This window comes from Streptomyces sp. L-9-10 (genome assembly GCF_004151105.1).
In the GTDB taxonomy this organism is placed as follows: domain Bacteria; phylum Actinomycetota; class Actinomycetes; order Streptomycetales; family Streptomycetaceae; genus Streptomyces.
On the sequence record NZ_PHRF01000097.1, the window covers coordinates 146826 to 160532 of the forward strand.

General features: G+C 69.9%; 8 protein-coding genes. 6 read left to right on the forward strand and 2 right to left on the reverse strand.

The genetic code is table 11. The features are described from left to right. Position 1 precedes the first annotated feature (1 nt). The 4 genes from pepN (CU044_RS25770) to CU044_RS25785 all read left to right on the forward strand — a co-directional run bounded on the left by pepN (CU044_RS25770) (position 2) and on the right by CU044_RS25785 (position 8830). Complete coding sequence (gene pepN / locus CU044_RS25770) at positions 2 to 2674, forward strand: aminopeptidase N (protein ID WP_129771131.1); 2673 nt, start codon at positions 2 to 4, stop codon at positions 2672 to 2674. A gap of 133 nt (positions 2675 to 2807) precedes the next feature. Then, a complete protein-coding gene (locus tag CU044_RS25775; protein WP_129771132.1) occupies positions 2808 to 3929 on the forward strand; it encodes a hypothetical protein in 1122 nt (373 codons plus the stop codon). Positions 3930 to 4281: 352 nt separating this feature from the next. Beyond that, positions 4282 to 7593 (forward strand): S8 family serine peptidase, encoded by a 3312-nt coding sequence (locus tag CU044_RS25780; RefSeq protein WP_193564071.1) that lies wholly within the window; start codon positions 4282 to 4284, stop codon positions 7591 to 7593. Between the two features lie 208 nt (positions 7594 to 7801). Next, a complete protein-coding gene (locus CU044_RS25785) occupies positions 7802 to 8830 on the forward strand; it encodes an aspartate-semialdehyde dehydrogenase (RefSeq protein ID WP_129771134.1) in 1029 nt (342 codons plus the stop codon). 170 nt (positions 8831 to 9000) lie between these two features. On the opposite strand, the gene CU044_RS25790 is transcribed toward CU044_RS25785, so the two are convergent. After that, entirely contained in the window at positions 9001 to 9507 is a 507-nt protein-coding gene (locus CU044_RS25790) for a DUF1203 domain-containing protein (RefSeq protein WP_129771135.1), read from the reverse strand. Between the two features lie 147 nt (positions 9508 to 9654). Here CU044_RS25790 and pepN (CU044_RS25795) point away from each other — a divergent pair, with 147 nt between their 5' ends. Further along, positions 9655 to 12222: an aminopeptidase N gene (gene pepN, locus CU044_RS25795; RefSeq protein ID WP_129771136.1), complete on the forward strand. Its 2568-nt coding sequence runs from the start codon at positions 9655 to 9657 to the stop codon at positions 12220 to 12222. Between the two features lie 46 nt (positions 12223 to 12268). Here the strand turns inward: pepN (CU044_RS25795) and CU044_RS25800 are convergent, their stop codons facing one another. After that, positions 12269 to 12643, reverse strand: coding sequence for a hypothetical protein (locus CU044_RS25800; RefSeq protein ID WP_129771137.1), 375 nt, complete (start codon positions 12641 to 12643; stop codon positions 12269 to 12271). Positions 12644 to 12854: 211 nt separating this feature from the next. On the opposite strand from CU044_RS25800, the gene CU044_RS25805 reads away from it, so the two are divergent. Continuing rightward, the gene (locus CU044_RS25805) at positions 12855 to 13706 is read left to right on the forward strand and encodes a helix-turn-helix transcriptional regulator (protein WP_129771138.1); all 852 of its coding nucleotides are present in this window, start codon (positions 12855 to 12857) and stop codon (positions 13704 to 13706) included. Position 13707: the final 1 nt, after the last annotated feature.

Sequence of the window (13707 nt, forward strand, 5' to 3'; positions counted from 1 at the left end):
CGTGCCCGGTGAGAACCTGTCCCGCGAAGAGGCCCGCGAGCGGGCCGACCTGCTGACCGTAGACGGGTACGAGGTGGACCTCGACCTGCGCTCGGCGGTCGGCGAGGTGCCGGGCTCGGGCGAACCGGGCGCCGAGGCACCGGGCGCGGGGGCACCGGACAGGGAAGCACCGGACAGGGAAGCACCGGGCGCGGACAGCCCGCCGCGGACCTTCCGCTCCGTGACGACGATCCGGTTCCGCTGCTCCGAGCCGGGTGCCGCCACCTTCGCCGATCTGATCGCCCCGGGCGTGACCGCCGTGACGCTCAACGGGACGGAGCTGGACCCGGCCGCCGTCTTCGACGGCGCGCGGATCGCGCTGGACGGCCTGCTGGCGGAGAACGTCCTGGTGGTGGACGCGCAGTGCGCGTACAGCCGCACCGGCGAGGGCATGCACCGCTTCGTCGACCCGGAGGACGGCGAGGTCTATCTCTACACGCAGTACGAGCCGGCCGACGCGCGCCGGGTCTTCGCCAACTTCGAGCAGCCCGACCTCAAGGCCCCGTACCGCTTCCGGGTGACCGCGCCCGAGGGCTGGACCGCGTGGAGCAACGGCGAGGGCACGCTCATCGACGGGGTCTGGCACTTCGCGGAGACGAAGCCGATCTCGACATACATCACGGCGGTTCTGGCCGGTCCGTACCACTATGTGACCGATTCCTATCGCCGTACGTTCGACGACGGCACGGTCCTGGAGATCCCGCTCGGCGCGATGTGCCGCAAGGGGCTCGCCCGGCACTTCGACGCGGACGACATCTTCCTGATCACCAAGCAGGGCCTGGACTTCTTCCACGACCACTTCGACTACCCGTATCCGTTCGGGAAGTACGACCAGGCGTTCGTGCCCGAGTACAACCTCGGCGCGATGGAGAACCCCGGTCTGGTGACGTTCCGCGAGGAGTACATCTTCCGCGGCCAGGTGACCCAGGCGTCGTACGAGCGCCGGGCGAACACCACCCTGCACGAGATGGCGCACATGTGGTTCGGCGATCTGGTGACCATGCGGTGGTGGGACGACCTGTGGCTGAAGGAGTCGTTCGCGGACTTCATGGGCTCGTTCGCGCAGGTGGGGGCGACCCGCTTCAGCCATGCCTGGACGACCTTCGCCAACAACCGCAAGGCGTGGGCGTACCGCGCGGACCAGCTGCCGTCCACCCATCCGATCACGGCCGACATCCGTGATCTGGAGGACGCCAAGCTGAACTTCGACGGCATCACCTACGCCAAGGGCGCGTCGGTGCTGAAGCAACTGGTGGCGTACGTCGGCCAGGACGCGTTCCTGGAGGGTGCCCGGCGCTACTTCAAGCGGAACGCGTACGGCAACACGCGCCTGGCCGATCTGCTCTCCGTACTGGAGGAGACCTCCGGGCGCGACCTCACGGGCTGGTCCCGGTCGTGGCTGGAAACCGCCGGGCTCAACTCCCTCACCCCACAGGTGATCTTCGACGCCGAGGGACGCGTCACCGAGCTGGCCGTGGTGCAGGACGCGGCGGAGTCGCATCCGGAACTCCGGCCGCACCGCGTGGCCATCGGGCTCTACCGGCGTACGCCGCAGGGCGAGCTCGTACGGTTCGCCCGTGCCGAGACGGATGTGGCCGGGCCGCGTACGGTCGTCACCGAACTGGCCGGCGCGGAGCGGCCGGAGCTGATCCTCGTCAACGACGACGATCTGACGTACTGCAAGATCCGCTTCGACGCGGGCTCGCTCGACACCCTGCGCGCGCATCTCGGGGACCTCACCGACCCGCTCGCCCGTGCCCTGTGCTGGTCCGCGCTCTGGAACCTCACGCGCGACGGGCTCATGCCGGCCCGGGACTTCATCGGTCTGGTACTGACCCACGCGGGCCGCGAGACGAGCATCGGCGTGCTCCAGATGCTGCACGCCTGGGCCGAGTCGGCGCTCACCCACTACGCGGCGCCGGCGTGGCGCGAGGAGGGCGGGCGGCTGCTGGCCGAGGGCGCGCTGCGCGAGCTGCGGCTGTCCGAGCCGGGCAGTGAGCACCAGCTGACCTGGGCCCGTTTCTTCGCCGCCGTCGCCGCTTCCGACGCGGACTTCCAGCTGCTGCAAGGGCTGTTGGACGGTACGGCGAAGATCGACGGACTCGATGTCGACCAGGAGCTGCGCTGGGCCTTCCTGGGACCGCTGGCCGCGCACGGGCGGGCGGACGAGTCCGTCATCGACGCCGAACTGGCCCGGGACGACACGGCGTCGGGCAAGCGCCACCAGGTGCGCTGTCTGGCGGCCCGGCCGTCGGCCGCCGTCAAGGCGCAGGCGTGGGCACAGGTCGTCGAGTCCGACGCGCTGTCGAACGCGCTGGCCGAGGCGACGATCGCCGGTTTCTCCCGGCCGGACCAGCGGGAGTTGCTCGCGCCGTACGCCGCGAAGTACTTCGCGGTGATCGAGCGGGTGTGGGCCGAGCGCTCGATCCAGATCGGCATGGATGTGGTGCGCGGGCTGTTCCCGGGGCTCCAGGGAGACCGCAGGACCCTGGACGCGGCGACGGCCTGGCTGGACACGCACCGGGACGCGGCCCCCGCCCTGCGCAGGCTGGTGCTGGAGGCGACGGACGATCTGGCGCGCGCGCTGCGCGGCCAGGAATGCGACGCGGCCTGCGGTACGGCGGCGGCCGGCTGACGGCATATGAGCGTATGGGCGGGCCCCTGATCGGCAGTCGAACGCCCTTACTTTAGGACGATCTTGTCCTGTTTTGCCGACAAACGGGTAACGGGGGTTAGAGGGACGCCTGAGTAGGGGGAGACACCGGGACATGAACAACAACACCCCGGTCTCCCCCCGCCCCCTCAGCCACCTCTCCGACGACGCCCGGAGTCGTGTGCTCTCGCTCGCGCAGCTGCGTGAGCGCGGTGTCCCCGGTGGCCGGGCCACCGCTCAGTGCCGGCCCGGCGGCCCCTGGCAGCAACCGCTGCCGGGGGTCTTCCTGTTGCACGCCGGGCCGCCGACCGCCGACGAGCGGCTCCGGGCGGTACTGCTGTACGCGGGGCGGCCGAGCGCGGAGAGCTCCCGGGGTGTACCGGCCCAGCCCACCTCCGCGTCCTCGCCCTCGTCCTCGTCCGGGTCGGGGACCGGGTCCGGGTCCGCGGCGTCCGTGTCTCCGTACGGGGCGGTGATGATCACGGGGCTGGCGGCGCTGGCGCTGTACGGATTCTCGTCCACTCCCCCGCTGCTCTCGCTGGACCGGATCGATGTGCTCGTACCGCGCACCCGGCGGCTGCGGTCCACGGGGTACGCCCGGCTGATCCGTGCCCACTCCCTGCCGCGCCCCGAGCGGATCGACGGGATGCCGGTGGCGCCCGTGGGACGCGCGCTGGCCGACGCGGTGGCGGAACTGTCCGACGCGGACACCGTCGTCGCGCTGCTGACCGAGGCGGTCCGCGCCGGGCACTGCGAACCGGCCCTGGTGGTACGGGAGCTGAGCCGGTCCGGGCTGCTCGCGCGGCGGCATGTGGTGGACGCGGTGGACTCCCTGCTCGCCGAGGGGCGGACCCTGGCCGAGGGCCGGCTGTACGAACTGGTGCGGGTGTACGGGCTCCAGGAGCCGCTGTGGAACGTGGATCTGCGGCTGCCAGGCGGGCCGTACCTGGGCGGCGTGGACGCCTACTGGCCGGACCAGGCGGTCGCCGTCGAACTGGACACCAGGGCACCGAGGCCGGGCGGCCGGGAGGAGGACCGGACGGACGACGAGGACGAGTTGTGGTCGGCGGCCGTCCGTAAGCGCGAGCATCTGGAGCGGCTCGGGATCACGGTCGTCCATCTCACGCCCAGAAAGCTGCGGGAGGCGCTGGATCAGCAGGCGACGGTGGTCCGTACGGCCCTGATGGCGGCGAACGACCGGGATCCGGCCGCGCAGGTGGTCATCCTGCCGAGATGAACGACGCGGCGAGGGGACCTGCGGGCCGGGGCGTGCGCGCCGGAGCCGGCCGAGGGCACCGGCGCGCGGTGACCGGCGCGCGGTGCCGGGGAGCCGGTGCCCGGCCACCGACTCCCCGGCACCCGGCCCGTGGCCCCGGCCTGCGGTCCTCAACCCCGGCCCGCCCCTCCAGCTCCCCGGTATCGGCCCGGATTTCGCCCCATTGGTCCCCGGTGGCGCAGGCGCACCACTGGCGGGTGTCCGCCATGACTGAAACTCGCCCCTGACAACCCTCCACAAAACCCTGTCACTTACGAAAAGCTGAGCGGTCATCCGGTACCGAATTCCGGACTGTCTCTTTCACGACGCAGGGATGCTGATGACCTCCGAATCCGAGAGCTCCATATCCGGGGCGAGACGCGTGGCCAGGGTCGCGGCGGCCGCCGGTCTGGTGGCCGCGCTGATAGCCACCGGCGCGGTGCCCGCCTTCTCCGCGACGGGCGCCGATGACCCGGCCGCCCCCGTCAAGTCGTCCTCCGGTTCCGACGCCTCCGACAAGCTCGGGGCGGCCGACGCCGGTCTGCTCGCCAAGGCGAAGGCCAAGGGCGAGAAGAACATCACCATGATGGTCGCCACCGCACCGGGGGCGACCGAGCAGGTCGCCGGTCAACTGGACGCCGTCGCGGGCGCCGTGGTCGGCAAGACGAACGACAAGCTCGGCTACGTACGGGCCACGCTCCCCACCGCCAAGGCGGACGCCGCGATCAGGGCGGCCCAGAAGCTCTCCTCCGTCCACGGCATCGATCTCAACCAGGAGATCGCGCTGGACGACCCGAGGCCCGCCGCGGACACGGCGAAGGCCGCGAAGGGCGCGGGCGGTTCGGCCGCCAGGAAGTACCCGGCGCCGAGCAGCGAGACCCCGGCGAAGAACCCGTACAACCCGTCCTTCGAGACCGGCGCGGTGGACTTCGTCAAGAAGAACCCGAAGGCCGACGGCCGCGGTGTCACCATCGGCATCCTGGACTCGGGTGTCGACCTGGGCCACCCCGCGCTCCAGAAGACCACCACCGGCGAGCGCAAGATCGTCGACTGGGTGACCGCCACGGACCCGGTGTCCGACGGCGACGGCACCTGGCGCCGGATGGACACCGCGGTGTCCGGTCCGTCCTTCACGGCCGACGGCCGTACGTGGAAGGCCCCGGCGGGCTCGTTCAAGTACCGCGCGTTCCGCGAGGACGCCACCCTCGGCGGCGAGATGGCGGGCGACCTCAACCGTGACGGTGACACCACCGACACCTGGGGCGTGCTCTACGACCCGGCCAAGGGGACCGTACGCGTCGACCTGAACAACGACGGCAACTTCACCAACGACACCGCCATGAAGCCGTACAAGAACGGCTTCCAGATCGGCTACTTCGGCAAGGACGATCCGGCCACCTCCGTGGTCGAGCGCATCCCGTTCGTGGTCGAGATCCGCAAGGACGTCGTCTACAACGCCGAGGGCGCGAAGTCCGACTTCGTCAACATCGGTGTCATCGAGGGCGCGCACGGCTCGCACGTCGCCGGGATCACCGCCGCCAACGGCCTGTTCGGCGGCAAGATGAACGGCGCCGCCCCCGGCGCCAAGCTGGTGTCCTCGCGCGCCTGCTCCTGGAGCGGCGGCTGCACCAGCGTCGCGCTGACCGAGGGCATGATCGACCTCGTCGCCAACCGCGGTGTGGACATCGTCAACATGTCGATCGGCGGCCTGCCGCCGCTCAACGACGGCAACAACGCCCGTGCCCAGCTGTACACACGGCTCATCGACACGTACGGCGTGCAGATCGTGATCTCGGCCGGCAACGACGGTCCGGGCACCAACACCATCAGCGACCCGGCCCTGGCCGACAAGGTCATCTCCGTCGCCGCGTCGATCTCCAAGGAGACCTGGGCCGCCAACTACGGCTCCGGTGTGACGACGAAGTACGCGCTGCTGCCGTTCTCGGCCCGCGGCCCCCGCGAGGACGGCGGCTTCACGCCGACCCTCACCGCTCCCGGCGCGGCCATCAACAGCACCCAGACCTGGGCCCCCGGCGGTCCGGTCGCCGAGGCGGGCTACCAGCTGCCGCCCGGCTACTCCATGCTCCAGGGCACCTCGATGGCCTCCCCGCAGGCCGCGGGCGCGAGCGCGCTGCTGCTCTCCGCCGCCAAGCAGAAGCGGATCAGCCTCACCCCCGCCACCCTGCGGACGGCGCTCACCAGCAGCGCCACCAAGATCGCCGGTCTCCAGGCGCATGAGCAGGGCGCCGGTCTGATCGATGTCGAGGGCGCGTGGAAGTCCATCCAGAAGGGCGCCACCGCCCATGAGTACACGGTCAAGGCCCCCGTCGACACGGCCCTCGACCAGCTCCTGAAGACGCCGGGCTTCGGCACCGGTCTGTACGACCGCGAGGGCGGTCTGAAGGCCGGCAAGAGCCGGACGTACGACATCACCCTCACCCGGACCACCGGCGCCAAGGGCGCGCTGGAGCACCGGCTGAAGTGGAAGTACGACGACAAGACCTTCCGGCTGCTCGGCAGCGACCGGATCAAGCTGCCGCTGAACCAGCCGGTGACCGTGACCGTGCAGGCCAGGCCCGGTTCCGCCGGGGTGCACAGCGCGATCCTGGAGGTCGATGACCGCCGTACGGAGGGGGTGGACAAGCAGGTCCTCACCACCGTGGTCGTCTCGAAGGAGCTGGCCAAGCCCGCGTACGCGTTCTCGGCGTCGGGCTCGGTGCAGCGCAACGCGTCGAAGTCGTACTTCGTGACGGTGCCCGAGGGCGCGAAGACCCTTGAGGTGGCGCTCGGCGGACTGGCCAAGGACAGCCAGACCCGGTTCATCGCCATCAGCCCGTACGGCGTGCAGATGGAGGACAGCTCCACGATCTTCTGCTACCCGAACTACCCGAACCCGGCCAACACCTGCCGCCCGGACGTGCGGTCGTACCCGGACCCGCAGCCCGGCGTCTGGGAGATCGAGGTCGAGTCGCGCCGTACGTCGCCGCTGCTCGACAACAAGTACAAGCTGGACACGACGCTGATGGGCACGGTCTTCGACCCGGCGGTCACCACGATCCCCGAGGCGAAGATCGGCACCCCGGCGCCGGTGTCCTGGAAGGTCACCAACGGCTACGCGGCCATCGACGGCACGCTCGGCGGCGGCTCGCTGGGCTCGGCGAAGGTCTCCCGTCCGACGATCGCGGACGGCGACCAGCAGGTGACGACCGTCACCATCGGTGCGGGCGTCGAGCGGCTCGACGTGGCGATCGGCGGCACCAGCGACACGGGCGCCGACCTCGACCTCTTCGTCGAGAAGGACGGCCGGACCCTCGGCCAGTCCACGACGGCCGGCTCGGCGGAGTCCGTCAGCCTGGCCAACCCGGCGGCCGGTACGTACACGATCACCGTCGACGCCTACGCGGTCCCGGCCGGGTCCACGGCGTACGACTACCGCGACGTGTACTACTCGGACTCGCTCGGCTCGGTCGAGGCGGACGGTCCCGTCAAGCTCGCCAGCGGTGCTTCGGCGCAGGTCGCGGCCGAGGTGCTGGTGAAGAGCGCGGCCCCGGCGGGCCGGCAGTTCTTCGGTGAGGTCCAGCTGCTCAACGCGCGCGGCACGGCCGCGGGCACCGGCAGTGTGATCATCGAGAGCGTTACCCCGTAACGGGACGTAACGTAGGAAGCCGAGAGGCAGCACCAGGGGGCGGGCGTCCGTACGGGCGCCCGCCCCTTCTGCCCGCCTCTCCCGCGTCCTCCGCCTGTACGCCCCGGCTTGTCCGCCCCCTGGACAATGGATTGGACAAGCCGCCCCGGGACAGACGCATGATGAAGCGGGACATGTGCCCGGGACAGTCGCGAATGAAGGAGCCCCAGTGAAGGTCGGAATCGTCGGAGCCACCGGTCAGGTCGGCACAGTCATGCGCAGGGTCCTGGCCGAGCGGAGCTTCCCGGTCACCGAGCTGCGGCTCTTCGCCTCCGCGCGGTCCGCGGGCTCCGTCGTCGAGTGGCAGGGCACGGCGATCACGGTCGAGGACGCGTCCGCCGCCGACTACTCCGGGCTCGACATCGTGCTCTTCTCCGCCGGGGGCGCCACCTCGAAGGCGCTCGCGGAGAAGGTCGCCGGCCAGGGCGCCGTCGTGATCGACAACTCCTCCGCCTGGCGGCGTGACCCCGAGGTCCCGCTGGTCGTCTCCGAGGTCAACCCGCACGCGATCAAGAACCGGCCCAAGGGCATCATCGCCAACCCGAACTGCACCACGATGGCCGCCATGCCCGTGCTGCGCCCGCTGCACGCCGAGGCCGGGCTGACCGCGCTGGTCGCCACCACCTACCAGGCCGTGTCCGGCTCCGGCCTGTCCGGTGTGGCCGAGCTGCACGGCCAGGCGCAGAAGGTCATCGCCGAGGCCGACCGGCTCACCCACGACGGCGGGGCCGTCGACTTCCCCGAGCCCGGCGTCTACCAGCGCCCCATCGCCTTCAACGTGCTGCCGCTCGCGGGCTCCGTCGTGGACGACGGCTCCTTCGAGACCGACGAGGAGCAGAAGCTCCGCAACGAGTCCCGGAAGATCCTGGAGATCCCGGAGCTGAAGGTCTCCGGGACCTGTGTCCGGGTGCCGGTCTTCACCGGCCACTCCCTCCAGGTCAATGCCCGCTTCACCCGCCCGATCAGCGTGGAGCGCGCCTATGAGCTGCTGAAGGACGCGCCGGGGGTGGAGCTGTCCGAGATCCCGACGCCCCTCCAGGCGGCCGGCAAGGACGCCTCGTACGTGGGCCGGATCCGGAACGACGAGACCGCGGAGAACGGTCTGGCGCTGTTCCTCTCCAACGACAATCTGCGCAAGGGCGCGGCGCTCAACGCCGTCCAGATCGCGGAGCTGGTCGCGGCCGAGCTCACGGGCTGAGCGGTCCGCTCAGCCCGGCGTGGCGGGATTCCCTGCGTACGAGCCGTACGGGCCGTACAGGCGGTACGGGGATCCCGCCGCGCCGGATCCGGTGCCGGGGATGGTGGGGCGCCGGTCTGGCGATCAGACGGTCAGTGGCCGGGCGATCGGACGGTCAGGCGGTCAGGCGGTCAGGTGCGGCGAACCTCGAAGTGGAAGCAGCCGAACTCCACCGCGCGCACATGCACCAGCGCGACCTCGGGATCGGCGAAGGCTTCGTCGAATGCCTTGTCGAAGGCCGCGTCGAGCCCCGCGTCGGCGTTCTCCGGAAGCTCCAGAAGCCGGCCACCGAGGATCCGGCCCTCGGCGCTGTAGCGCCGCACGGTGCGCAGCGCGCCGGGCCTGGCATACGGATAGCCCCCGCCGGCCGGCCCCCCGCACTCCTCGGCGTGGATGAAGACCGGTCCCTGTTCGTCGTACGCGCCCGGCTGGGCCCAGCTCTCGGCGGCCCAGCGGCGCAGCGGGGCGTACGAGACGAGCAGCAGCCTCTCCCCGCTCCGGCTCGGCCGCAGACAGCAGCGCAGCGGCGCGCCGCCCTCCTCGTCGGTGAACGGGGCACGGGTGTGGCCCGAGTCGTCGGTGTCGCGCAGTTCCTTGAGCGCGGCGGGGGTGATGGGGCGTGCGAGATGGTTCGTCATGGGTTCAGCGTCGCGTGGCCACCCGCCCGTGACCGGCGGTTTCCGGACCTCGCGCTGACCGCCGCGCACGCCGGTTACTGCCGGGCGTCGAGCCCCGTCCGCGTGGAAGGATGGGCCCAAACGTCACGAACCGAGGAGATGACCCGGGTGCCTGGCACAAATCTGACCCGCGAAGAGGCGCAGCTGCGCGCACGCCTCCTCACCGTGGACTCGTACGAGATCGATCTCGATCTCAGCGGCGCACAGGAGGGCGGCACCTACCGGTCCGTGACCACGGTGCGCTTCCGGAGCGCGGAGGCCGGGGCGGAGACCTTCATCGATCTGGTGGCGCCCGCGGTGCACGAGGTCGTGCTGAACGGCACATCCCTGGACGTCGCCGCCGTCTTCCGGGACTCGCGGATCGCGCTGACGCATCTGCACGAGGGCCCCAACGAACTGACGGTCGTCGCGGACTGCGCCTACACGAACACCGGCGAGGGGCTGCACCGCTTCGTCGACCCGGTCGACGAACAGGCGTACCTGTACACGCAGTTCGAGGTGCCGGACGCGCGGCGGGTGTTCGCCTCGTTCGAGCAGCCCGACCTGAAGGCGACCTTCCAGTTCACCGTGAAGGCACCCGAGGGCTGGACCGTCGTCTCCAACTCGCCGACGCCGGAGCCCAGGGACCACATCTGGGTCTTCGAGCCGACGCCGCGCATCTCGTCGTACATCACCGCGCTGATCGTCGGTCCGTACCACTCGGTGCACAGCTCGTACGAGAAGGACGGGCAGTCCGTGCCGCTGGGCATCTACTGCCGGCCCTCGCTCGCCGAGTATCTGGACTCGGACGCGATCTTCGAGGTCACCCGGCAGGGCTTCGACTGGTTCCAGGAGAAGTTCGCCTACGACTACCCCTTCGCCAAGTACGACCAGCTGTTCGTGCCGGAGTTCAACGCGGGCGCGATGGAGAACGCGGGCGCGGTGACGATCCGCGACCAGTACGTCTTCCGTTCGAAGGTGACGGACGCGGCGTACGAGACGCGGGCCGAGACGATCCTGCACGAGCTGGCGCACATGTGGTTCGGCGATCTGGTCACCATGGAGTGGTGGAACGATCTGTGGCTGAACGAGTCGTTCGCCACGTACACCTCGATCGCCTGCCAGGCGTACGCGCCGGGCTCGAAGTGGCCGCACTCCTGGACCACGTTCGCCAACTCCATGAAGACCTGGGCCTACCGGCAGGACCAGCTGCCCTCCACCCACCCGATCATGGCGGACATCCGTGATCTGGACGATGTGCTCGTCAACTTCGACGGCATCACGTACGCCAAGGGCGCGTCCGTGCTGAAGCAACTGGTCGCGTACGTCGGCCAGGACGAGTTCTTCAGCGGCGTGCAGGCGTACTTCAAGGCGCACGCGTTCGGGAACACCCGGCTGTCCGATCTGCTGGGCGCGCTGGAGGAGACGTCCGGGCGCGATCTGAAGACCTGGTCGACGGCGTGGCTGGAGACGGCCGGCATCAATGTCCTGCGCCCGGAGATCGAGCTGGACGCCTCGGGCCGGGTGACCTCGCTCGCCGTACGGCAGGAGGCGCCGGCGCTGCCGGCCGGGGCCAAGGGCGAGCCGGTGCTGCGCCCGCACCGGATCGCGATCGGCTGCTACGACCTGGACGGGAACGGCAAGCTGGTCCGTACGAGCCGGATCGAGCTGGACGTGGAGGGCGAACGCACGGAGGTGCCGTTCCCGGCGGACACGCCGCGCCCGGCCGTGATCCTGCTGAACGACGACGACCTGTCGTACGCGAAGGTCCGTCTCGACGAGGAGTCGCTGCGGGTCGTCACCGAACACCTCGGCGACTTCGAGGAGTCGCTGCCGCGCGCGCTGTGCTGGGCGTCGGCCTGGGACATGACCCGCGACGGCGAGCTGGCCACGCGCGACTATCTGGAGCTGGTGCTCTCGGGCATCGCGAAGGAGTCGGACATCGGGGTGGTGCAGTCGCTGCACCGCCAGGTGAAGCTGGCGCTCGACCTGTACGCGGCGCCCGCGTGGCGCGAGGCGGGACTGACCCGGTGGACGGACGCCACGCTGGCGCATCTGCGGGCGGCCGAGCCGGGCGGCGACCACCAGCTGGCGTGGGCACGCGCGTTCGCGGCGACGGCGCGTACGCCGCAGCAGCTCGACCTGTTGCAGGGCCTGCTCGACGGTACGGAGACGATCGAGGGCCTGGCCGTCGACACCGAGCTGCGCTGGGCGTTCGTCCAGCGGCTCGCGGCGGTGGGGCTGCACGACGAGGAGGAAATCTCGGCGGAGTACGACCGCGACCGTACGGCGGCGGGCGAACGTCACGCCGCCGCGGCCCGTTCGGCGCGTCCGCTGGCCGAGGCGAAGGCGGAGGCATGGGCGTCGGTGGTGGAGAGCGACAAGCTGCCGAACGCCCTCCAGGAGGCGGTGATCAGCGGGTTCGTCCAGACCGACCAGCGTGAGCTGCTGGCCCCGTACGCGGAGAAGTTCTTCGCGGTGGTCGGAGAGGTCTGGGAGTCGCGCTCGCACGAGATGGCCCAGCAGATCGCGGTCGGTCTGTACCCGGCGCTCCAGGTCTCCCGCGCCACGCTGGACGCGACGGACGCCTGGCTCGCCTCGGCGGGCCCGAACGCGGCGCTGCACCGGCTGGTCTCGGAGTCGAGGTCGGGCGTCGAGCGCGCGCTGAAGGCGCAGGAGGCGGACGCGGCGGCATAACGTCTGGGGCGCGCGCCTCGGTGGCGCGCGCCCCACGTGTCCCTCGTCACAGGGAACCCTCCACACACACATCTCCCGCACGGCCGTGTCGCACGGCCAGGTGACGCCAGAGGAACACCTGGCAGTCAGCAGCCTCGCTCAACTCATCCGCGTCCGTGGCGTATCGCTCCGCCCACCACCAGTCGGCGCACTCATCGCACTCGGCGACCGGCTCGGGGGCCACGTAGGGAGCGGAACCGCTCAGCGAGATTCTGATCTCTTCCGTCAGCCAGACATCTTCGGGCCGCACCTCCCACTCGGCTCCGCCCAGCACGGGACGCAGACGCCAGCAATCGGCCGTACGACCGGTGAACTCGGCCAGTCTGCCCGTTGTCCTGTCCAGGACCGGCGAACCCTCATCGGGCGGCGCCTTGTCGGTCATGGCTTGCTCCTCTGTTCGCACACTCATGGCGATACGCAACCGGCGCGGGAGCAGCCCCCTGGACTCCTGCCGGCTGCGCCTCATGGCGTTGAGTGGACCATAGGGCACACCATCTCGGTTTCTCAACAGTGAGAAACCGCACCAGGCTCGAACGAGTGGTCACGCTGTGGCACAGTGGTGCCCGAGCATCAGGGCTGGAGAAAGGAGCGCGATGGCATCCGCAAAACGGCCAACCTCGCGTCAGGTACGGCTGGGCTCCGAGTTGCGCAAGCTACGGGAAGCCGTGCCCATGTCCGGCGCGAAGGCGGCTTCATTTCTCGGCGGCGAGCGCTCCCTGATCAGCCACGTAGAGGCCGGTCGATGGGGAATCAAGCCCGAACGGGTTCAGTTCCTTGCTTCACACTATGGCGCGACTGATAAAGACCTCGTTGACGCGCTCGTCGCGATGGCACGGGAACGCGGCGACGGATGGTGGGAAAGATTTCACGGATTGCTCCCTCCGATACTGCTGGAGCTGTCGGAGATCGAACATCACGCCACGTTTCTGCGCACCGCCCAAGCACTCATCGTTCCGGGCATTTTCCAGACCGAGGAGTATGCGCATGCGGTCTTCTCAACAGCCAATCCCGGCGCTTCGGCTGATGAACTGAGCGCACGGATCCAGCATCGCCAGGCCCGGCGTGAAATTTTCGACCGAGAGCGCCCGACGCCGTACGAGGCAATCGTTCATGAGGCCGCGCTTCGGATCAACTACGGCAGCCGCAGAATCTCACGCGATCAGTTGACCTTCCTGCTCGAAGCCTCCGACTGGCCGGGCGTGTCCATCCGCGTGATCCCGTTCACCGCAGAATCCTTCATCGGATTCGTGCCACAGATGTTTTATGCGGGCGGGTCCGTACCTCAACTGGACACCGTCATCATTGAAAGTGTTCTTGGGCTTGCATTCATGAGCGAAGAGGATCAGTTGAGGAAATACCGATCCCTGTTTGATGCGTTCACGGATCTCTCGCTGGACATCGATGAGTCGAAGACCATGATTAACCGCATCCTCAAGGAGGGGTAGT

What these genes read in the sequence shown, in the direction of transcription:
- CU044_RS25775 (WP_129771132.1), top strand. Translation starts at nt 2,808, where the DNA reads ATGAACAACAACACCCCGGTCTCCCCCCGCCCCCTCAGCCACCTCTCC.
- CU044_RS25780 (WP_193564071.1), top strand. Translation starts at nt 4,282, where the DNA reads ATGCTGATGACCTCCGAATCCGAGAGCTCCATATCCGGGGCGAGACGC.
- CU044_RS25790 (WP_129771135.1), bottom strand. Translation starts at nt 9,507, where the DNA reads ATGACGAACCATCTCGCACGCCCCATCACCCCCGCCGCGCTCAAGGAA.
- CU044_RS25800 (WP_129771137.1), bottom strand. Translation starts at nt 12,643, where the DNA reads ATGACCGACAAGGCGCCGCCCGATGAGGGTTCGCCGGTCCTGGACAGG.
- CU044_RS25805 (WP_129771138.1), top strand. Translation starts at nt 12,855, where the DNA reads ATGGCATCCGCAAAACGGCCAACCTCGCGTCAGGTACGGCTGGGCTCC.